Source organism: Streptomyces rubellus (genome assembly GCF_036323805.1).
Taxonomy (GTDB): Bacteria; Actinomycetota; Actinomycetes; order Streptomycetales; family Streptomycetaceae; genus Streptomyces.
In genome coordinates, this window is record NZ_JAZDCX010000021.1 from 45,473 (window position 1) to 65,669 (window position 20,197).

18 protein-coding genes are annotated in these 20,197 nt (G+C 73.0%); 11 read left to right on the forward strand and 7 right to left on the reverse strand.

Annotated elements, in window-relative coordinates:
• The first annotated feature begins 113 nt into the window (after positions 1 to 113).
• Positions 114 to 932: an SAM-dependent methyltransferase gene (locus V1L54_RS22405; protein WP_330119881.1), complete on the forward strand. Its 819-nt coding sequence runs from the start codon at positions 114 to 116 to the stop codon at positions 930 to 932.
• The gene (locus V1L54_RS22410; protein WP_330119882.1) at positions 929 to 3,121 is read left to right on the forward strand and encodes a putative bifunctional diguanylate cyclase/phosphodiesterase; all 2,193 of its coding nucleotides are present in this window, start codon (positions 929 to 931) and stop codon (positions 3,119 to 3,121) included. The genes V1L54_RS22405 and V1L54_RS22410 overlap by 4 nt, the downstream gene beginning before the upstream one ends.
• Positions 3,122 to 3,291: 170 nt before the next feature.
• On the opposite strand, the gene soxR is transcribed toward V1L54_RS22410, so the two are convergent.
• A complete protein-coding gene (gene soxR / locus V1L54_RS22415; RefSeq protein ID WP_330119883.1) occupies positions 3,292 to 3,765 on the reverse strand; it encodes a redox-sensitive transcriptional activator SoxR in 474 nt (157 codons plus the stop codon).
• Positions 3,766 to 4,286: 521 nt separating this feature from the next.
• Between soxR and V1L54_RS22420 the strand changes: the two genes are divergently transcribed.
• The 7 genes from V1L54_RS22420 to V1L54_RS22450 all read left to right on the forward strand — a co-directional run bounded on the left by V1L54_RS22420 (position 4,287) and on the right by V1L54_RS22450 (position 10,312).
• Positions 4,287 to 5,432, forward strand: coding sequence for a sensor histidine kinase (locus tag V1L54_RS22420; protein ID WP_330119884.1), 1,146 nt, complete (start codon positions 4,287 to 4,289; stop codon positions 5,430 to 5,432).
• Positions 5,433 to 5,434: 2 nt separating this feature from the next.
• Positions 5,435 to 5,836: a roadblock/LC7 domain-containing protein gene (locus tag V1L54_RS22425; RefSeq protein WP_330119940.1), complete on the forward strand. Its 402-nt coding sequence runs from the start codon at positions 5,435 to 5,437 to the stop codon at positions 5,834 to 5,836.
• Positions 5,833 to 6,204, forward strand: coding sequence for a DUF742 domain-containing protein (locus tag V1L54_RS22430; RefSeq protein WP_330119885.1), 372 nt, complete (start codon positions 5,833 to 5,835; stop codon positions 6,202 to 6,204). The genes V1L54_RS22425 and V1L54_RS22430 overlap by 4 nt, the downstream gene beginning before the upstream one ends.
• Complete coding sequence (locus V1L54_RS22435; RefSeq protein ID WP_330119941.1) at positions 6,179 to 6,769, forward strand: GTP-binding protein; 591 nt, start codon at positions 6,179 to 6,181, stop codon at positions 6,767 to 6,769. The genes V1L54_RS22430 and V1L54_RS22435 overlap by 26 nt, the downstream gene beginning before the upstream one ends.
• 15 nt (positions 6,770 to 6,784) lie before the next feature.
• Entirely contained in the window at positions 6,785 to 8,143 is a 1,359-nt protein-coding gene (locus tag V1L54_RS22440; RefSeq protein WP_330119886.1) for a cytochrome P450, read from the forward strand.
• A 140-nt stretch (positions 8,144 to 8,283) separates the two neighbouring features.
• A complete protein-coding gene (locus V1L54_RS22445; RefSeq protein WP_330119887.1) occupies positions 8,284 to 9,495 on the forward strand; it encodes a cytochrome P450 in 1,212 nt (403 codons plus the stop codon).
• Positions 9,496 to 9,502: 7 nt separating this feature from the next.
• Positions 9,503 to 10,312 carry an enoyl-CoA hydratase/isomerase family protein gene (locus tag V1L54_RS22450; RefSeq protein WP_330119888.1) on the forward strand — a complete coding sequence of 270 codons (810 nt, stop codon included), beginning with the start codon at positions 9,503 to 9,505 and terminating at the stop codon, positions 10,310 to 10,312.
• A gap of 29 nt (positions 10,313 to 10,341) precedes the next feature.
• On the opposite strand, the gene V1L54_RS22455 is transcribed toward V1L54_RS22450, so the two are convergent.
• Entirely contained in the window at positions 10,342 to 11,007 is a 666-nt protein-coding gene (locus tag V1L54_RS22455; RefSeq protein WP_330119889.1) for an alpha-ketoglutarate-dependent dioxygenase AlkB family protein, read from the reverse strand.
• 234 nt (positions 11,008 to 11,241) lie between these two features.
• Here V1L54_RS22455 and V1L54_RS22460 point away from each other — a divergent pair, with 234 nt between their 5' ends.
• Positions 11,242 to 12,036, forward strand: coding sequence for a tyrosine-protein phosphatase (locus V1L54_RS22460; RefSeq protein WP_330119890.1), 795 nt, complete (start codon positions 11,242 to 11,244; stop codon positions 12,034 to 12,036).
• A 50-nt stretch (positions 12,037 to 12,086) separates the two neighbouring features.
• Here V1L54_RS22460 and V1L54_RS22465 read toward each other — a convergent pair whose 3' ends face one another.
• The 5 genes from V1L54_RS22465 to V1L54_RS22485 form a co-directional block, all read right to left on the reverse strand.
• Positions 12,087 to 13,229: a polyprenyl synthetase family protein gene (locus V1L54_RS22465; protein ID WP_330119891.1), complete on the reverse strand. Its 1,143-nt coding sequence runs from the start codon at positions 13,227 to 13,229 to the stop codon at positions 12,087 to 12,089.
• Complete coding sequence (hpnE, locus tag V1L54_RS22470; RefSeq protein WP_330119892.1) at positions 13,201 to 14,733, reverse strand: hydroxysqualene dehydroxylase HpnE; 1,533 nt, start codon at positions 14,731 to 14,733, stop codon at positions 13,201 to 13,203. The genes V1L54_RS22465 and hpnE overlap by 29 nt, the downstream gene beginning before the upstream one ends.
• Entirely contained in the window at positions 14,730 to 15,689 is a 960-nt protein-coding gene (gene hpnD / locus V1L54_RS22475) for a presqualene diphosphate synthase HpnD (protein WP_330119893.1), read from the reverse strand. The genes hpnE and hpnD overlap by 4 nt, the downstream gene beginning before the upstream one ends.
• Positions 15,690 to 15,697: 8 nt before the next feature.
• Entirely contained in the window at positions 15,698 to 16,648 is a 951-nt protein-coding gene (hpnC, locus tag V1L54_RS22480) for a squalene synthase HpnC (protein ID WP_330119894.1), read from the reverse strand.
• 349 nt (positions 16,649 to 16,997) lie between these two features.
• Complete coding sequence (locus tag V1L54_RS22485) at positions 16,998 to 17,714, reverse strand: TetR/AcrR family transcriptional regulator (RefSeq protein ID WP_330119895.1); 717 nt, start codon at positions 17,712 to 17,714, stop codon at positions 16,998 to 17,000.
• Positions 17,715 to 17,814: 100 nt separating this feature from the next.
• Here V1L54_RS22485 and V1L54_RS22490 point away from each other — a divergent pair, with 100 nt between their 5' ends.
• On the forward strand, positions 17,815 to 20,070 hold the full coding sequence (locus tag V1L54_RS22490; protein WP_330119896.1) for an MMPL family transporter: 2,256 nt from the start codon (positions 17,815 to 17,817) through the stop codon (positions 20,068 to 20,070).
• The last annotated feature ends 127 nt before the right edge of the window (positions 20,071 to 20,197 follow it).

Genomic DNA, 20,197 nt, shown 5'->3' on the forward strand with positions numbered 1-20,197 from the left:
ACGTAGCGGGTTGCGACCGGAACGTCGTCGGCTCGTTTCCGTGTACCTGTCCGCCTGGGATCAGTAGCCTCTGGAGTCCCATTGTCATATTCGGCGATCAGTTGGAGACTTTGATGGAGCGTCCCGCCTGGGCTCCGCAGGGCATCGACCTGTCCGTGCCGAGCGTGTCCCGCATCTACGACTACTACCTGGGCGGATCGCACAACTTCGAGGCCGACCGGGAGGCCGCGCGGCGGGCCATCGAGGCGTTCCCCGGACTCCCCAAGATCATGCAGGCCAACCGGGCCTTCATGCGCCGGGCCGTCCGCTTCGCCGTCCGCGAGGGGGTGACCCAGTTCCTGGACATCGGCTCGGGGATACCGACCTTCGGCAACGTCCACGAGGTCGCCCAGGCCGCCGACCCCGGGGCCAGGGTCGTCTACGTGGACAACGACCCGGTGGCCGTCGCCCACAGCCGGGCCGTCCTGACGGGCGACGAGCACCGCACCGGGATCGTCGCCGCCGACTTCCGGGACCCCGGGGACATCCTCGGCAGCGAGGAGGTCGGCCGACTGCTCGACCTGAAGCGGCCGGTGGCCCTGCTGCTGGTGGCGGTGCTGCACTTCCTGCAGGACGCCGACGATCCGTGGGGGAAGGTCGCCGAACTGCGCGACGAGCTCGCCCCCGGCAGTCTGCTGATCCTCACCCACGCCTCGGTCGAGGGCGGCCCGCGCCGGCCCGAGCAGGGGGACCGGGTGGAGGGCGTCTACCGCAACATCGGTTCACCGCTGATCATGCGCTCCCGTTCCGAGGTGGAACGGTTCTTCGACGGCTTCGAGATGGTCGAGCCCGGCCTGGTCTCCATGCCCGACTGGCATCCGGAGGCCCCGGCCGACCAGGAGGAGGACCCAGTGGCCTACACCGGTTTCGGCGGCGTGGGACGCAAGGCGTGAACCCGTCCGCCCAGGAGCTCTCCGGGTCCGGCCGCGCTCCCGCGCCGGACGGCTCCACAGACCGGAACGACGGGTACCGCCGCTTCGCGAGGATCTGGAGCCGCGCGGTCTACCCCGCCACGGCCACGTCGATGACCCGCGCGGAGTTCGAGGACTTCCTCCTCCCGCTGGCGCACCTGCTCGGCGACGCCCTGCACGGCCGCCCCTTCGACCCCTCCCCGGGCCGCGAGGTGGGTGCGGCGCTGGTCGAGGCGCACTGCACGTCCCCCGACTCGCTGCCGCAGGTGCTCGGCGTGGTGGACGCCTACCTGCTGCTGTACTGCAGTGATCCGGCGGTGCTGCCCACCGAGGAGGGGCGGGCGCGCTGCGCCCGGCTCCAGCACGCGGTCTCGGCCGGGTTCGCCCAGGCTCTGCAGGAGCGCACCCGGTCCGAGCAGGAGGCCCTCTCCCGTGCGGCGCTCGCCGCCCGGGAGGCCGTGGAGAAGGCCCTCCACGAGAGCGAGACACGGTTCAAGGCGGTCTTCGAGGGCGCCACGATCGGCATCGGGATCGCCGACATGGACGGGCGGATCCTCGACGTCAACGGCGCGCTCGCGAGGATGTTCGGCGGCTCGGAGCACCATGTGCGCAGCCGCAAGGTCTCCGACTGGGTCCATCCCGACGACTCGCCGAGCGTCTGGCGGATCCACGAAGAGCTGGTGCGCGGCGAGCGCGACCACTACCGGATGGAGAAGCCGTACACGCGCAGCGACGGCACGGTGCTGTGGACCAACCTGAACGTCTCGCTGCTGCGCGACCCCGACGGCGAGCCGCGGTACATGCTGGCGCTGATGGAGGACATCACCGAGCGGCGGCTGCTGAACCTGCGGCTGCGCTACGAGGCCACCCATGACGCGCTGACGGACCTGCCCAACCGCACGATGTTCTTCGAGCGCCTGGAGCAGGCCCTCTCCCCGGGCTCCGGCACCACCCGGATCGGCCTGTGCTACCTGGACCTGGACGGGTTCAAGACGGTCAACGACAGCCTCGGTCACGCCATGGGCGACCGGCTGCTGGTGAACGTGGCCGAGCGGCTGCAGAGCTGTGTGGCCTCGCAGCGCCATCTGGTCGCCAGGATCGGCGGCGACGAGTTCGTCGCCCTGGTCAGCGACCCGGTGGCGCGCTCGGAGGTGACCGACCTGGCCCGGCGGGCGCTGGACGCGCTGTCCTCCCCGATCTGCCTGGGCGACCGGGAGCTGACGGTGCGCGCCAGCATCGGCATCGTCGAGGGTCCGGTCGCCGAGCTGACCCCGGCGGAGGTGCTGCGCAGCGCCGACATCACCATGTACCGGGCCAAGGCCAGGGGCGGCAACCGCTACGAACTGGCCGACCCCGACTCCGACGCCCGCACCATCAGCCGCCACACGCTGACCACCCATCTGCCCGCCGCCCTGGAGAACGAGGAGTTCTTCATCGAGTACCAGCCGCTGGTGCGGATGGCGGACGGCAGTGTGGAGGGCGCCGAGGCCCTGGTGCGCTGGGCCCATCCGCGCCACGGGGTGCTGGGCCCGGACCGCTTCATCCCGCTGGCCGAGCACACCGGGCTGATCGTCCCGCTGGGCCGCTGGGTGCTGGAACAGGCGGTGCGGCAGGCGTGCGAGTGGCAGGTGCGGGGCATCGGCGGCACCCGGCCGCTGCGGGTGAACGTCAACCTCTCGCCGCGGCAGCTGCGCCACCCGGAACTGGTCACGGAGACGGTGGCGGTCCTGCGGGACGCCGGGCTCGATCCGTCCTCGCTGTGCCTGGAGGTCACCGAGAGCGCCCTGATCCGGGCCGACGACGACGAGCTGAAGCCTTTAAGACGGCTCGCCGACCTGGGGGTGCGCATCGCCCTGGACGACTTCGGCACCGGCTACTCCAACCTGGCGAGTCTGCGCAGGCTGCCCGCGAGCACGCTGAAGCTGGACCGCTCCTTCACCCAGGGGCTCCAGCAGGATCCGGCCGATCCCGTCGACCTCAAGGTCGTCGACGGCATCGTCTCGCTGGCCCACGCCCTCGACCTGGCCGTGACGGTCGAGGGCGTGGAGACGGCGGCCCAGGCCGCACAGCTGCGCCGGCTGGGCTGCGACTCCGCCCAGGGCTGGTACTACGCGCGGCCGGGGCCGCCGGAGAGCCTGGTGTGCGCGATGCCCATGGCGGCCGGTCAGTGACGGCGTCCCGGCGGGGGCGCCGGAGCGCCGGGGCCGCCCGGTGGCGGGTCGGGTGTCCCTGACCGGGCCGTGTCCCGGCGGTACCGTCCGGTGGCACCGGCCCCCGGTTCCGTCCGGCGGCCGCGGTCCGTACCCGCCCGGGTCCCGCGGCCCGGGAGTGCCCGCGCGGCTCAGCGGGCGGGCTCCGGCTCCGGCCGGTCCTCCTCCACCAGATAGCGGGCGCCCGGGCCGTGCGTCCCGGCGACGTCGCGCGGGTTGGACAGAGCGCACCTGCGCAGGCTCAGGCAGCCGCAGCCGATGCAGCCGGTCAGCCGCTCCTTCAGCCGCTCCAGCTCGGCGATCCTTCGGTCGATCCGCCGCTGCCAGGTGCGGGCCACGGCGTTCCACTCGCCGGCGGTGGGCGCCCGGTCCACGGGCAGCCGGTCCAGCGCGGCTCCGGCCTCCTCCAGGGACAGGCCGACCCGCTGGGCGGCCCGTACGAAGGCGACCCGGCGCAGCGTGGTACGGGGGTAGCGGCGCTGGTTGCCCGAGGTCCGCTCGGAGTGGATCAGTCCGAGCTCCTCGTAGTAGCGCAGGGCGGAGGGGGCCAGGCCGGAACGGGCGGCCAGCTCGCCGATGGAAAGGCGTCCGTCTCGGTCGGTCATGGCGCCGAGCATAGCCGCCGGCCTCAAGCCGGCTTGAGGCCGGCGGCTGAGCGGCTTCTCCGCGGACCGCGCGGACCGCCGCGCCGAGCCGCTCCGCGGCCCCCCAAGCGGACGATAGGCACCCATGTCCGGTATTCCCCGGAACAACCGGAGGAAGGTGACTTCGCATGACGGCATCGCGGTCACATTTCCGGCGAGCCGCCCCCTCAAAACATCCACAAAAGGGAGGGGGGCGAAACAATCTCAAGCACACCAAAGCCGGACAGATATCCCTGGTCACAGCGTCAAACCGTGGGCTAGGATCGAGGAGCACTTGCCACGCAATCATGCCTCCGAGGAAAACAGTCATCTTTCCGCACCTATCGGCCGTTACTCCACCGGGACCCGTCGTGACCGACGGCCCCAGTAGCATCCGGAAGGCAAGGAGCATGATCGGCTGCCCCCCGTGCACTCTTTCGCATCCCTCAGTTGTGGCTACCCGACGTCCGGCCACCCTGTAGCCCCTCAGCAGAAGAGAGCTCATGACACAGCACTTGCAGGACCCCCTCCTCTGGAGCCTGATCGCTGTAGCGCTCGTTGCCGCAGTGGTAATCACCCGCGGCAGACGGAAGGCCGTGCAGCAGCGCGCGGAATTAACAGAACTGAAAACCCGCTGCGGCGAGCTCGAGAAGCGGCACGACCAGGCGGTCAGAGAAGCGCAGGAAAGTGCCGACGCCAGGACCGCGGCGGTCCTGAAGTCCGCCATGCGCACCCTCCAGGGGCTCGCCGGCGAGCAGCAGGTCGTCCTCGAGAACCTCCAGCGGGAGTACGGCGGGCACCGGATCCTGCAGTCGCTCCTCGACGTGAACCACACCAACGCGCAGTTCGCCCGGCGCGCCCAGGGCATCGCCGTCCTGTGCGGCGGGTTCTCCGGGCGACGCAAACAGCCCGCCTCCGTCTACGACGTGGTCCGCAGCGCCCAGGGGCAGATTCGGTACTTCGAGCGTGTCAAGATCCGTTCCCAGAGCAGCTTCGCCGTCGTCCCCGGCGCGGTCAGCGGCGTGGCACTGGCGGTCGCCGAGCTGCTGGCGAACGCCGCGAGCTACTCGCCTCCCGGGACGACCATCGAGGTGAATCTCCAGCCCGTCCCGCGGGGACTGTGCATCGTCATCGACGACGCGGGCGTCGGCATGAGCGAGGAGGACAAGCGCAGGGCCGCCGCGCTCTTCTCGGGCAGCTTCAAACCCGACCTCTCCGACCTCGGCAATCCCCCACAGTTCGGCTTCCCGGTGGTGGCGGAACTGGCCGACCGCTTCGGCTTCAGCGTGGACGTCAGCTCCACCTCCCCCTACGGCGGCGTGCGAGCGGTTGTGCGTCTCCCCGAAGAGCTCCTGACCACAGAGAGCACCGAGCGGAGGAACAGCCCGGTCGTGACCGCCACCCCGCAGGGCCCGGCCGACACGCCGCGCTCCCCCCAGCGCACCACCAACGGCCTGCCGAAGCGGGCCGCACGCCAGGAACCCGTCGCCGTCGCGCGCACCCGGCAGGAGCCGTCCGCCCCGGAGGACACGCCTGACCACGGGGACCTGGACAACGAGCGGGCCGCCGCCCGGATGGCCGCCTTCCAGCGCGGCACGCAGACCGGTCGACGGCCCACCGCCGCAAGCCATGAAGGAACAGAATCGTGATGATCACACAGGACCTGTCATGGATGCTGGAGGACGTTCTCAAGGTACCCGGGGCACGCCACGCGATCCTTCTCTCCGCCGACGGACTGCGCAGGGGGAAGACCCAGGACGTCAGCCCCGATCTGGCCGACACCGTGTCGGCCGCGATGAGCGCCCTGCAGTCCCTCAGCCGCACCACGGCCGAGTTCGTCGACCCCGGACACCCCTCGCGCTGGCGACAGACCGTCGTCGAGTTCTCCCACGGGTGGGTGTTCCTCGTCGCCGCCGGCGAGGGCGCGTACCTCGCCGTGTCGGCGTCGGCCGATGTCGACATGGGTGACATCACTTTCCGTATGCAGCAACTCGTACAGCGACTCGGTAAGGAACTGACCACACCTCCTCGTGAGAATGTCGAGGGCAAGTGACTGAAGAGCCTGATTTCGAGGTGGTCGGCGAGTTAGTGCGGCCGTACGTCATCACGAGCGGCCGCACTCTTCCCTCGGACAGGGAATTCTCGGTGACGACACTGGTCACGGCGTCCGAGAAGGCTCAGCAGAGTCGGGTACTGGACCCGGAGAGCCGCAGCATCCTGGAACTGTGCTCGGGCGGCTTCCTTTCGATCGCGGAGATCGCCGGGCATACCGGCCTGCCGCTGGGAGTCGTCCGGGTCGTTCTCTCTGACCTCGCGGAAAGCAAGCTCATCTACACCCGCGCGCCGGTGCCTGTCGCCGAGCGCGCCGACAGGCAACTTCTTGAGGATGTGCTGCATGGCCTCCGAAGCCACTTCGCATGACAACCTGTATGTGGGGGCATCCGTACAGACGGCGGTGAAGATTCTCATCGTCGGTCATTTCGGCGTCGGGAAGACGACCCTCGTCGGAAACATCTCCGAGATCACTCCGCTGCGCACCGAGGAGTTAATAACGCAGGCCAGCGTGGGAATCGACGATCTCTCGGAGACGCCGGACAAGACGACGACCACGGTCGCCATGGACTTCGGCCGTCTGACCCTCAGCGAGACGCTGGTCCTGTACCTGTTCGGCACTCCCGGCCAGGAGCGCTTCAAACAACTGTGGGAGGACCTCTCCCTGGGCGCGCTGGGAGCTCTCGTCCTCGTCGACCCGGAGCGTCTGGGCGACTCCTTCCCGATCCTGGATCTGGTGGAGCAGTACGGACTGCCGTGCACCGTGGCCGTGAATCATTTCGACGGAACACGCACCTTCTCCGTGGACGAGATCCGCGAAGCACTGAACCTGCCCGACGACGTGCCCATCGTCCCCTGTGACGTCCGCGACCAGAAGTCCTCAGCCGACGCACTGATCACTCTCGTGGGGTATCTCCACTCCCGCCTCAGCTAGGAGCACGAAGAAACAATGCAGCAGCACCCCGGAGCCCCGGAGCCCCCGCCCGGCTGCCCGGCCCACGGCCGAGTCCCCCTGTACACCGCCGAGTTCGGGGCCGACCCGGAGAGCTACTACGCCCATCTGCGCCGGTTCGGCGCCAGCGCGCCCGTGGAGCTGGCCCCGGGGGTGGAGGCCGAACTGGTGACGAGCTATCCGGCCGCTCTGCAGATACTCCAGAATCCCGGCACCTTCGTGCGGGACTCGCGCCGCTGGCGCGCCCTGCGGGAGGGCCGGGTCCCGGCCGACAGCCCCGCCCTGCCGATGATGGCGTACCGGCCCAACGCCCTGTTCTCCGACGGCGCCGAGCACGCACGGCTGCGGCAGGCGGTGACGGACAGCCTGGCCACGGTGGACCCGCACCGGCTGAGCCGCCATGTCGAGCGCGTCGCCGACTACCTCATCGACCGGTTCGCCGACCGGCCCGGGGGAAGGGCCGATCTGGTGGCCGACTACGCCCAGCAACTTCCCCTGCTGGTGTACAGCGAACTGTTCGGCTGCCCGGCCGATGTCGGCGACCGGGTCATCTTCGGCATTTCCGGGATCTTCGAGGGGATCGACGCCGAGCGGGCCAACGAGGTCCTCGGCACCGCCCTCCACGAGCTGGTCGCCCTCAAGCGGAAGGCACCCGGCGACGACGTGACGTCCCGGCTGATGGAGCACCCGGCGGGTCTCTCCGACGACGAACTGGTCAATCAGCTCGTCACGCTGCTGTCCGGCGGAACGGCGCCCCTGATGTCCCTCATCAGCACCGGTGCCGCTCTCATGCTCGGCGACGAGAAGTACTCGGGGACCCAGTACTCGACCGGACTGCTGGTCGAGGACGCCGTCAACGAGGTGCTGTGGCGGTTCGCCCCCATCGCCAACTACGCCGTTCACTATCCGGTGCAGGACGCCGAACTCGACGGCAGGGTGCTGGAGACCGACCAGCCCGTCGTCATCAGTTTCGCGGCCGCCAACACGGACCCCGTCCTCTCCGACAACTCCTCTTCGCTCAGGGGGAAGGCGCATCTTGCCTTCGGCGCGGGCCCGCACGTCTGCCCGGCCAAGGACCCCGCCATCCTGATCGGGGTCGCGGCCATCGAGAGGCTGCTCAACCGTATGACGGACGTCGACCTGGCCGTGGCCTTCGAGGACCTGATGTGGCAGCCGACGCCCTGGAGCAGGACCCTCACCGCGCTGCCCGTCCGTTTCACACCGGTCTCGCCGCCCCGGCGGCCCTCCGCCGCGATCGGCCAGGGTGCCGGGCCCGCGTCGGCCGGACGGCAACACCCCCAGCAGGCCAGGACGAACCGCTGGAGCACCTTCCTGTCCTGGCTGAAGGGAATGTGACGTATGTAACAGAATGCAATCCTTTGAACACACATGAACAATAAAGTTCGCGGGTAGGCAGAACTGGCCATTCAGTTGACCGTTCAAGGGAGTCCCCCGCTGTGGAGCCTGCGATAGCTCAGTCCGTCGACCGACGCTCCGTGGTCGCACTGTTATCCCGGCTGCGGACACCGAAGGGACAGGCCGATCCGTTTTCCCACTACGCCGAGCTCGGCTCACTGGGAGAGGTCGTCCCGGCTCCCTGGGGCGGTTACCTGATCACCTCCTACGGGCTGTGCGACCGGATCCTGCGCAGCCGGGACTGGCTGGTGCCGGACAGCGGATGGCGCGCCCGCCAGGGAGAGTCGAGACGCTGGAACGCGCCTTCCTCCCGGGAAATGAGCCGGACACTGCCGGGACTCAACCCCCCGGAGCACACCAGGGTCCGCAGAACCGCGGGGAACATGTTCGACCGCAGCTCCCTGGAGGACATTCGGCTGTCGACCGAAGAGATCACCGAGGGACTGCTCGACCGCTTCACGGACGAACTGGAGTGCGGCGAGGCCGACTTCGGCGAACTGGTCAGCGAGGAGCTGCCGGTGGCCGTCATCGGCCGGTGGCTCGGGCTGCCCGTCGCCGACTACCCGTTGCTGCGCGAGCTGACGCACGACCAGGTGTTCGCGCAGGAACTGCTGCCTTCCGCCAGCCAGCTGGCGCTCTCCGACGCCGCGACGGCACGGCTGCGCGAGTACTTCACCGCCTTGGTGCGCGAGCGGCGCGCGAAGCCCGGTGGCGATCCGGTGTCGGCGTGGATACGCGCCTGGGACGAGGTGGAGCCCGACCGGGAGGCCGCCGACGAGGCCGTGTACTACCTCTCCCTGTTCGTGCTGCTGGCCGCGTTGGAGACGACCTCGACGCTGCTGTCGACGATGGTGCGGCTCCTCCTGGAGCACCCCCGGCAGTGGGCGTGGCTGCGCGCGCACCCCGGACAGGTGCCCGCGGCGGTCGAGGAGGTGCTGCGCTACGACGCCCCCACGCATGTGGTGAGCCGGGTCGCCGGCAGGGACACGGACATCGCCGGCATCGATGTCCGCGCCGGCCAGATGGTGCACCTCATGGTCGGCGCGGCCAACCGGGATCCCGCCCACCACGACGATCCCGAGGTCTTCGACATCCGCCGCAGGGCGACCCACCTGAGCTTCAGCGGCGGCATTCACTACTGTCTCGGAGCTCCCCTGGCGCGCTTGGAGGCCGCCACACTGCTGACCGCTCTCCTGCGCCGCTTCCCCGCACTCCGGCTCGCCCGCAGACCCGAGTGGGCGCCGCGGGTGGCCTTCCGCCGCCTGCTGACACTGCCGGTGACAACACCCTGAGGTATCCGTGACCCCCAGCATCGACGACCGGCCCGAAGACCACCCCGGCGACCGGTACGAAGGCCGCTACAAGACACTCCGCGTCAGCCGGGAGGGCCCCGTGCTGCGGGTCCGGCTGAACCTCCCCGAGACGGGCAACACCCTGACCGCCGAGGTCCTGGACGAGTTGCTCACCGTGCTCGGTGGGCTGAACGACCGCCCCGGGATCCGGGTGCTTGTCCTGTCGGGCGCCGGGGACGACTTCTGCCTGGGTGCGGACCGTGAGGAGTTCACCACGTCACTCGGGGCCGACCCCACCGGTGCGGAGCTGCGGGTGATCATGGACAAGGCCCGGCGGGTGTGCGAGGCCCTGGACACCACGACCGCGGTCACCGTCGCGCGGCTGCACGGCAGGGTCATCGGCGCCGGTCTTGCCCTCGCGGTCTTCTGCGACCTGCGAATAGGCGCGGACACCTGCCGCTTCCGGCTCCCCGAGGTCGCGCTCGGCGTGGCACCGGTCTGGGGAGGGGTCCTGCCCCGCCTCATCGGCGAGGCGGGGGCCGCCAGGATCCGCGAGCTCATCCTGACCTGCGCCCCTTTCGACGCAGAACGGGCGCACGAGCTGTCCGTCCTCCACAGGGTGGTACCGGCCGCGGAGCTCGACGCGTCCGTCGCGTCGTGGACCGGGCCGCTGCTGCGCCGGCCCGCCGGGGCACTGCCGCTCGCGAAGCTGGTCCTCGGGGCCTACTCCAGGGGCAGCCGGTTCATGGACGGCAGTCTCCTGGACGCCCAGCTGCTGTCCTCCGCGTGTGCGGCCGGAGTCTCCCGGCGGGAGTGAGCCCGCTCCGTCGGCAACGGCCGGGGCGGTCACCGCTGCCGGACCGTGACGCTGACCCGTCCCCGCAGTCCGAGCGCGGGCGGTGCCGTACCGGACCGGGTCCGCGGGACACCGTGGTAGGCCCACCGCGCGGGGCCGCCGAACACGAAGGCGTCCCCGCTGCGCAGTTCGACGTCGGTCCACGGGCGACCGCGGCCGCCCGCATTGCCGAAGCGGAAGACGCAGGTGTCGCCGAGGCTGAAGGAGACCACGGGGGCGTCCGACTCCTCGTCGCGGTCACGGTGCATCCCCATCCGCGCCCGGTCGTCGTAGAAGTTCACCAGCGCGAGGTCGTACGGGAGGTCGTACGGGGTGGCACCGTGGGCACCGCTCGGAGCCCGCCCGTACGCCTCCTCCAGTACCCGCCGGGCCCACTTCCCCAGCCAGTCGGGGAACGGTTTGACCGGCGAGCCGTCGCCGTCCACCGCGGTCCGGGAGTAACCGTAGGGATACCAGTGCCAGCCGAGACCGACCTGCCGTGCCGACATCTCGCCGCCACCGGGCATCCGTACGGTTCGCAGCCCGGCGGGCGGCCGTGCCCACCGCCGGCAGGCGGCCAGCAGCTCCCGCTGCGCGGCCGGGTCCAGATGGCCGGGCAGGTGCACCGCGCCCGGGGCCACCGCCACGGGCGGCAGCCGGAACAGTCCGTCGTCCATGTCCTACCGCCTGCCCTCCCGTTCCTCCCGGTCCCCGGCGTCGCCCCCGCCTCGGGTGCCGCCGGTCCGTCGGCGCACCGGCCCGGCCGCGGGGCCATGCCGTATGGTCGCAGTGGTCGCCGCGGGTCCGTGCACGGGGAGCGGCGCACCGGGGCACCGCCCCGGGGAGAAGGACGCGCAGAGCTCCGGGAGCACCGGAGACGGCCCGGAAGGGCCCGAGGACGAGGAGTGGCCGTGACGTTCGAGACCGTGGAACCCGTACTGACCGGCGTGCGCAACTTCCGGGACGTCGGCGGGCTGCCGACCGCCGACGGGCGGCGGGTGCGGCCGGGCGTGCTCTACCGCAGCGGGCATCTGGCCCACGCCACCGAGGAGGACACCGCCTTCCTCGCCCGGCTCGGGCTCCACACCGTCTTCGACTTCCGCAACGCCGCCGACCAGGCCCTGGAGGGCCCCGACGTGGCGCTGCCCGGGGTGCGGAACGTGAACATCCCGCTGTCGGACCCCGCCGACGGCGCCGAGTTCTGGACGATGGTGCGCGAGGGCGATCTGGCCCAGCTGCGGGCCGCGCTCTCCGGCGGGCGGGCGGCGGCCCGGATGGCCGAGTCCTACCGGGCGATCATCAGGGACCGCACCGCCGAGCACGGCCGGGTGCTGCGGGCGCTGGCCGAGGACAGCGTCCCGGCCCTGATGCACTGCGCGGCCGGCAAGGACCGGGCCGGACTGTCGGTCGCCGTGACGCTGCTGGCCCTGGGCGTGGAGCGGGAGGCCATCGAGGCGGACTACCTTGAGTCCAACTCCCCGCACCGCCGCTACCGGGTGTACCGCTCCCCGGAGGCGGCCGAGGGGATGTCCCCGGAGGTGATGGAGCTGCTCGCCCCGCTCTTCGACGCCCGCCCGGCCTATCTGCACACGGCGTTCGACACCATCGAGGACCACTGGGGCGGAGTGGAGGCGTACCTCGCCGAAGGGCTCGGCCTCACCCCCGCCCTCCGCGAGCGGCTGCGGGCGCGCCTGCTGGAGGACTGACCCCGGACGGCCGCCGCGCCGCGCGCGCCCGCGTCCCACCCGCTTCCGGCTCAGCCCTCGCGGACCACGACGAAGTCCGCGAGGGCCGCGAACTGGTCGCGGACCCCGGGCGGCATCCCGGTGACGCCGTCCAGGGCGGCGAGGGCGGCGGCGTGCTGGCGGCGGGCCTCCTCCGCGGTCCACTCACGGCCGCCGGCCTCCTCGATCAGCTCCGCCCGCGCCGCGAACTCCGCCTCGCTGAAGTCCTCGAACTCCGCCGGGTCCTTGGTGGCGTCCGCGGCCAGCAGTTCTCCGAGCCGCCCCGCGGCCGGGCCGCCGCCCGCCAGGGCCGCGACGACCGGCAGGGACTTCTTGCGCTGCCGCAGATCACTCCAGGTCCGCTTGCCGGTCACCGCCGGGTCGCCCCAGATGCCCAGCAGGTCGTCGACGGCCTGGAAGGCCAGCCCCAGATGGTGGCCGTAGGCCTCCAGGGCGTCCGCGGTGGCGTCGTCCGCGCCGCCGAGGACCGCGCCGACGGAGCTGGCGCAGGCCAGCAGCGCGCCGGTCTTGTTGCCCTCCATCTCCAGGCACTCGGCGACGGTGACCTTCTCGCGGTGCTCGTAGGAGATGTCCTGCGCCTGGCCGTCGATGAGTCTGCGGGTGGCCAGGGTCAGCCGCCGGGTGGCCCTGGCCGCCTCGGCCGTGTCCAGCTCCAGCAGCACCTCGCCCGCCAGCGCGAACAGGGCGTCGCCCACCAGGACGGCCTGCGCGGGGCCGTGCACCTTCCAGACGGTGTCGCGGTGGCGCCGCTGCTCGTCGCCGTCCATCAGGTCGTCGTGGAGCAGGGAGAAGTTGTGGACCAGTTCGACGGCGACCGCGCCGGGCACCCCGGTCTCGGGCGCGGCGCCCGCGGCCTCGGCCGACAGCAGGGCGAGGGCGGGACGCACCGCCTTGCCCCCGTCGCCGTCGGCCGGCCGGCCCTGGGCGTCGATCCAGCCGAAGTGGTACGCGGCAACGGTGTCCATGGGCGAGGCGAGCCGCGCCACGGCGGAGCGCAGCAGCGGCGCGGCGAGCGTACGGCCGCGCTCCAGCAGCGCGACGACGCTCGCGGTGTCGTCGGCCGTGCCCGTCTGGGTCCTGGTGGTCGCCGGGGTCACAGGGTCTCCTCTGTCGTGGGTGTCGTGCTCACGCCGCCTCCGAAAAGACGCCGTCATGCGGCCCGCCGTACGGGTCCTCGTACGGGCGGCCCAGGGCGGCCAGCGCCTCCCGGGCGGCGGTCAGTCCACTGCGCACGGCGCCCTCCATCGTCGCGGGCCAGCCGGTGGCGGTCCATGACCCCGCCAGCCATACTCCCGGCGTGTCGGTGCGGGCCGCGGGCCGCAGCCGTCCGACGCCGGGTGCGGGGGCGAAGGTGGCGGTCCGCTCCCGGGTGACGAAGAAGTCCCGCACCCGCGCGGTGCGGGCGGCGGGCAGCAGCCGGGCCAGTTCGGCCAGATAGCGTTCGCGCAGGACGGCGACGGGCAGGTCGATCTCGTCGCCGGCGGCGGACTGGGACAACGCCAGGTACTGGGGGCCGGCCCCCGCGCTCCCGTCCGCGGTGCCTCCCGTGCCTCCGTCCGTGCCGCCCGGGGCGCGCAGCCCGGACGCCTCGGTACGGTCGAAGATCCACTGCACGGGGGTGCCCAGCGCGGCCAGGAAGGGGCGGTGCAGCACCCGGCGGTCGTAGACCACGTGGACGTTCAGGATCGGCGCGGTGCCGATGCGCAGCAGCCGGTCCGGCTCCGGCAGCGCGCCGGGCGGCAGCAGCCGGTGCGCGTCGCGCTGGGGGACGGCCAGGACGACCGTGCCGGCGGTGAGCGTTCCGCCCCCGCCGTCCGCGTCTCCGCTCCCGCCGGCGCCCACCGTGATCCGCCAGGTGCCGTCCGGCTCCGGGGTGAGCTCCCGGACCCGGGCCCGCCGGACCACGCGGACGCCCGCCCGCTCCAGCGCCTCGCCGGCCAGGGTGTCGTGCAGCCGCCCCAGCGGGACCCGGGACCAGCCGAGGTCCGCCGCGCCGGGTTCGGTGAGCAGTCCGGTCCTGAAGACCATCGCGGCCAGCCCGAGCGAGACCTGCGGGGCTCGGGCGTTGAGGGTGGCGACGCCGACGAGGTCCCACAGCGCCCGTATCGCGCGCGGCGACTGGCCGTGGCGGTGCAGCCAGCTCGCGAAGTCCGTGCCGTCCAGGGCGGGATCGGCCGGATCGACCGTCCCCAGGCGCTTCAGTGCGAGCGCGGCCCGCCCGGCCCGCAGCCGCTCGGCCGGGGAGAGATGCGGATAGCGGGCGAGCCCGGCCGCCAGGTGCAGCGGAGCGGGCAGGGCGGTGCGGCGCAGCCGCCCCACTCTGCCGCGGGCGGCGTCCAGCACGGGAATGTCCAGACGCCGCTGGACCGGGGCGAGCGCGCTCGCCCCGATCCGCTCCAGGAACCAGCGGTAGGCGGTGCAGCACCGCAGGTGGACGTGGTGGCCGTTGTCCACGGTCAGCTCACCGGCGGCGCCGGTGCGCCGGAAGGAGAAGGCGAGGCCGCCCAGCCGGGGCCGGGCCTCCACCAGGGTGGTGCCGATCCCGGCCTCGGCCAGGCGCAGCGCCGCGGTGATGCCCGCCAGCCCGCCGCCGACGACCACCGCCCGGGAGCCGACCGGCTCCGGAACCGTCGGCGGAGCCGCCTCCGGAGCGGTCACCGGGTCTCCCCCGGGGCGGCGCGGTGCGCGGTACGGCGGGCCACCCGGCGGGCGTCGAGCCCGGCCAGCCCGCGCACGGCGACGTACGCCTTCTCCCGGGCCGGCAGGGAGATCCGGCCGCGCAGCACGGCATGGGGGTCGCGGGCGATACGGGTGAGCAGGCGGTGGTAGATCCCGGCCATCGCCGACACGCAGGCGGCGGAGCGGCGGTCGAGCAGCGGCAGCAGCCTCAGCCCCTCGGCGAACAGGCCGCGGGCGCGCCGCACCTCGAAGCGGACCAGCCCGGTGAAGTCGGCGCCGGGCGGCAGGGCCTGGCAGAGCGGCGCGGTGGCGCAGCCGAAGGCCTCGAGGTCCTCGCGGGGCAGGTAGGTGCGGCCCTCCACGGCGTCCTCGCGCACATCGCGGAGGATGTTGGTCAGCTGGAGGGCCAGGCCGAGGGTGTCGGCGTAGTGGGGGGCGCGCTCGGCGCCGGGCGCGCCCGGCACGGTGCCGAAGATGCCCAGGGAGAGCCGTCCGATGGCACCGGCGACACAGCGGCAGTACTCCCGCAGTTCCTCCCAGGTCTCGTACGTCCGGCCGGTCACGTCCATCAGGACGCCGTCGATCAGCTCGTCGAGCCCGCCCAGCGGGATCGGGAAGCGGCGGGCGGCGTCGGCCAGGGCGACGGCGACCGGGTCGGTGGCGTCCTCGGGGAGCTTCCCGTCCTTCACCAGGCCGAGCAGCCGGCGGGTCTCCTCCAGCCGGTCCTTCTTGACCGCCGGGTCCAGGGTGCCGTCGCCGATGTCGTCGACGCGCCGGGAGAAGGCGTACAGGGCGGACATCGCCTGCCGCCGGTCCGGGGGCAGCAGCCGGATGCCGTAGGCGAAGTTGCGGGCCTGGTGGGCGGTGACGGCCTCGCAGTAGCGGTAGGCCGCGAAGACCTGCGGGGGCTGCGCCGCCCGGGCCGTACGTGCCACGGCCCCGCTCACCTGGCCTGTCCCAGGACCGTCGCGGTCTCGCGCAGCACACCGGCGCGGGTGGGGCGCGGGGTGCCGGCCAGGACGTCGTACCGGGCGGACCGGACGGCGCGCAGGGCCGCCCGCCCGCCGCCGGTGAACCCGGCGACGAGGAGTTTCGGCACTCCGGGAAGACTCGCCACCAGTGGGACTCCTTCGTTCAGCAGTTCTTGGGCACGCCGCGCCTGGTAGGCGACCAGCGCACGCACCGAGGCGTTCGCGGTGGGGGCGGCGAGATCGGACTCGGTGACCCGGAAGCGCTCCAGGTCCTCGGCGGGCAGGTAGATCCGGTCCTGGCGGGCCAGGTCCTCGGCGACGTCCTGGAGGTGCTCGATCACCTGCAGGGCGGTGCAGACGGCGTCGGAGCGGCGGACCCGTTCGGGGGTGGTGGTGCCGGTGACGGCCAGGACGATCCGGCCGACGGGGTTGGCGGACAGCGCGCAGTAGCCGAGCAGTTCCTCCCAGGTCCCGTACCGGTGGACCCGCTGGTCCCGCCGGTTGGCCTCGACCAGGGCGAGGAACGGGTCCGGGGTCAGCCCGCGGCGGCGCACGGTCGGCACCAGGGCGCGCAGCAGGGGGTGGCGCGGGCCCTCCGGGAAGTCCCGGTCCGCGCTCGCGCGCCCGGTCCCGGCGGCCCCGGCGGCGCGGAAGGCGCGCCGCAGGTCGGCCTCGAAGGCGTCGAGCAGCGCGGCACGGTCGGCGGCCCGGCCGGGCTCCACTCCCAGCGCCGCGGCGTCCCGGCCGCCGGGGGCCAGCTCGCCGTCGCCGATGTCGTCCACCAGCCGGACGCAGCCGTAGACGGCGGTCAGGTCCTCCCGCCAGGCACGCGGGAGGAAGCGGGGGGCGACGGGGAAGTTCTCGTGCGCGGCCTTGTCCAGGACGGCGTGTACGGCGGGCGCCCCCGCGTCCCGCCAGGTCACCACGGAACGCTCGTCCAGCCGGTCCCGGCCATCGCCGTCATCCTCTTCCGCCTCCTCAGCTCACCGCGCCCGCGCGCCCATCGCGACCGACACCTTGTTCCCCTGGAACGGCCGGGCCACCGCAGAAGTTCGGAGCACCGGCGGTGTCCGGGGTGCCGGTGGCACCCCTCCCCCGGCCCCATCGCCCGGAACATCCTATTTCAGCGGTTTCGGGCGTACCACGCGGCCGATCCGCCGACCGGGGACGGGACCACCCGGCATGCCGTCCACCGGCACCCGGCTCAGCTTACGTCGTGCTCCGGCCCGTTCCGCGGCACGGGTCCGGCGGGCCGCCACCCCCGGCGGGAGGTCAGGCCGGAGCGGTCAGCCCGCGCAGCACCGAGGCCAGGACCCCCTCGACGACGGCGTCCCGCTGCTCCCCGGGAAGGCGGGAGAGCGGGCCGTCCAGGATGAGCACGGCCAGGCCGTGCACCGCGCTCCAGGCCGCGAACTCCGCGCCGGGGCGCCGTCCGGCGGGCATCCGGCCGGTGGCGGCGAGGGCGTCCAGCGCCTCGCCGAGCAGCCCGTAGGCGCTCGCGGCCCGGGCGTCCCGGGGCCCGTCCGGGCCGAACCCCCCGGCGCCACCGGCCCCCCCTCCGGCCACCTCCCCCCTTGCCTCCCCCTCCCGCCCCTCTTCCTCCTCCGGCAGCGGAAGGCGGCAGAAGGCCGCACGGAACAGGCCCGGTTCGGCGAGGGCGAAGCGGAGGTAGCCCAGCCCCATGGCGCGGATGCGCTCCTCCGCCGCGGCTCCGGCGCCCCCCGCGTCGCGGGCCAGCTCCCCGGCGACCTCCTCCATGGTGTCCGCCAGCCACCGCTGGCCCCGCGCCTTGACCGCGCGCAGCAGATCGCCCTGGCCGGTGAAGTGGCGGTAGGCGGCGGTCGGGGAGACCCCCACCCGGCGGGCGGCGGCCCGCAGCACGACGGCCTCGGGGCCGCCGGCGCGGGCGAGCTCGGTCGCCGCCTCGATGAGCGCGTTGCGCAGATCGCCGTGGTGGTAGCCGCTCTTGCCGGTCCCGTCGGTTCGCATCATTCGATACTGCCTGATGTTGACGGCATTAACATCCCTCTGCCACAGTGCATGTTAACGCCGTAAACATCTTGCGGCGCACACCCGGAGGGGGAGAACCATGCTGTCGTGGATCGCCGGCCTGGTACTGCGTCACACCCGCGCGGTACTGCTGGCCTCACTCGTCGCCGTGCTCGCCATGGCCGCCGTCGGCCTCGGGGCGTTCGGCAAACTCCAGAGCGGCGGATTCGAGGACCCCGACGCGCCCTCCAGCCGGGCCGCCGCCCTGATCGAGGAGCGGTTCGGCGGTGAGACCAACCTCGTGCTGCTGGTGGAGCCCCGGGAGGGGGCCCGGCTGGACTCCCCCGCCGTCGAGCGGGCCGGACGGGAGATCACCGCGGGGCTGAAGGCCGATCCGGACGTGTCCGGCGTCCTCTCCCACTGGGACGCCGCCGGCTCCGCGCTCACCTCGCGCGACGGCGGCCGGGCGCTGATCCTCGCCCATGTCGGGGGGAACAGCACCGAGCGCACCGATCGCGCCGGCGAGGTCGCCGAGAAGGCCGGGGAGTGGGCCGGCGACCGGGGTGCCGTCACGGTGCGCGCCGGCGGCCAGGCGGCCGTCGGCCACGACATCACCTCCCAGGTCTCCGCGGACCTCGCCCTCGCCGAGGCGATCGCCGTGCCCGTCACCCTCGTCCTGCTGGTGATCGCCTTCGGCAGCGTCCTCGCCGCCCTGCTGCCGCTGGCCATCGGGCTGATCGCGGTCATGGGCACCTTCGCCGAGCTCTTCGTGCTCGGCAGCCTCACCGACGTGTCGGTCTTCTCGGTCAACCTCACCACCGCCCTCGGCCTCGGACTGGGCATCGACTACGGACTGCTGCTGGTCAGCCGGTTCCGCGAACGCCTGACCGAAGGCGATCCGGTCCCCGAGGCGCTGCGCGCCACCGTGACCACCGCGGGCCGCACCATCGCCTTCTCCGCCGCCGTCGTCATCGCCGCGCTCGCCGCCCTGCTGCTCTTCCCGCCCTTCTTCCTGCGCTCCTTCGCCTACGCCGGGATCGGCGTGGTGGCGATCGCCGCGGTCGCCGCGCTGGTGGTCGTCCCCGCCCTGCTGGCCCTGCTGGGCCACCGCGTCAACAACGGCCGGCTGCCCTGGGCGAAGGCCGTACGCCGTCCCGACGCACCGGTGTGGGGCCGCCTGGCCGCGCTCGTGATGCGCCGCCCGGCCCTCACCGCGCTGCCGGTCCTCGCCGTGCTGCTGCTCGCCGCGAGCCCGCTGCTGGGCGCCTCCTTCGGCAACCCGGACGAGCGGGTGCTGCCGCGGGACGCGGACAGCCGCCAGGTGGCCGCCGCCGTCGACGAGCACTTCGAGGGCGACGACGCCTCCGCCGTCCAGATCGTCACCACCGGGCCGGTGGACACCGCCGGGCTCGGCGCGTACGCCACCGCCCTCTCCCGGCTCGACGGCGTCACTCGCGTCCAGGCCGCCTCCGGCACCTACCGCGCGGGCGAGGCCGCCCCGCCCGGCCCGGTGAACGCGGCACTCGGCCGTGCCGACGCCCAGCGGCTCACCGTCACCACCGAGCCGGAGTCCGGTTCGCGGGCCGCCCAGGACCTGGTGGGCGCCGTTCGCGCGGTGCCCGCACCGGACGGCGTGGAGGCCCTGGTCGGCGGCCCGGACGCGCAGCTGGTGGACACCAGGGCCGCCATCGGGGACCGGCTGCCGGCCGCGATCGCCTGGGTCGCCGTGACCACCTTCGTCCTGCTGTTCCTGTTCACCGGAAGCGTCGTCCAGCCGCTGCGCGCGCTGCTGCTCAACGCCGTCAGCCTGGCGGCGGCGATCGGCGCGATGGTCTGGATCTTCCAGGACGGGCACCTGTCCTCAGTGCTGGGCTTCACCCCGATGCCCATGAACACCTCCATGACCGTGCTGCTGTTCTGCGTCGTCTTCGGGCTGTCGATGGACTACGAGGTCTTCGTCACCAGCCGGATCAAGGAACTCCACGACGCGGGCGAGGACACCGCCACCGCCGTCACCCGCGGGCTGTCGCGGACCGGGCGGATCGTCACCATGGCCGCGGGGCTGCTGGCGGTGAGCTTCTTCGCCTTCACCACCAGCGAGGTCAGCTTCATCCAGATGTTCGGCCTCGGCAGCGGACTGGCCGTCCTGATCGACGCGGTGGCGGTGCGCGGGGTGCTGGTCCCGGCCGCGATGCGGCTGCTGGGCCGCGGCGCCTGGTACGCGCCGGGGGCACTGCGGCGGCTGCACCGCCGGGTGGGGCTGACCGAGGAACCGGCCGCCGTCCGGCCGGGCACCCCCGGCCTGCCGGATACACCGCCCCCGGCCGGGCCGGAGCGCGAGCCCGCCGGGGTCTGACCCCGGCCGCTCCGGGGAGCCGGCCCGCGCCCGTCCCCGGTACGGGGGTCCGGATCCGCCGCGGGTCCGGATCCGGAAGACGGTCCGGCCCCCGCACCCGTGACGGGTGCGGGGGCCGGACCGTACC

Coding starts and splice junctions, on each gene's coding strand:
- V1L54_RS22405 (WP_330119881.1), top strand. CDS start 114: ATGGAGCGTCCCGCCTGGGCTCCGCAGGGCATCGACCTGTCCGTGCCG.
- soxR (WP_330119883.1), bottom strand. CDS start 3,765: ATGACCGACCGAGACGGACGCCTTTCCATCGGCGAGCTGGCCGCCCGT.
- V1L54_RS22420 (WP_330119884.1), top strand. CDS start 4,287: ATGACACAGCACTTGCAGGACCCCCTCCTCTGGAGCCTGATCGCTGTA.
- V1L54_RS22435 (WP_330119941.1), top strand. CDS start 6,179: ATGGCCTCCGAAGCCACTTCGCATGACAACCTGTATGTGGGGGCATCC.
- V1L54_RS22440 (WP_330119886.1), top strand. CDS start 6,785: ATGCAGCAGCACCCCGGAGCCCCGGAGCCCCCGCCCGGCTGCCCGGCC.
- V1L54_RS22455 (WP_330119889.1), bottom strand. CDS start 11,007: ATGGACGACGGACTGTTCCGGCTGCCGCCCGTGGCGGTGGCCCCGGGC.
- V1L54_RS22465 (WP_330119891.1), bottom strand. CDS start 13,229: ATGACGGCGTCTTTTCGGAGGCGGCGTGAGCACGACACCCACGACAGA.
- V1L54_RS22485 (WP_330119895.1), bottom strand. CDS start 17,714: ATGCGAACCGACGGGACCGGCAAGAGCGGCTACCACCACGGCGATCTG.
- V1L54_RS22490 (WP_330119896.1), top strand. CDS start 17,815: ATGCTGTCGTGGATCGCCGGCCTGGTACTGCGTCACACCCGCGCGGTA.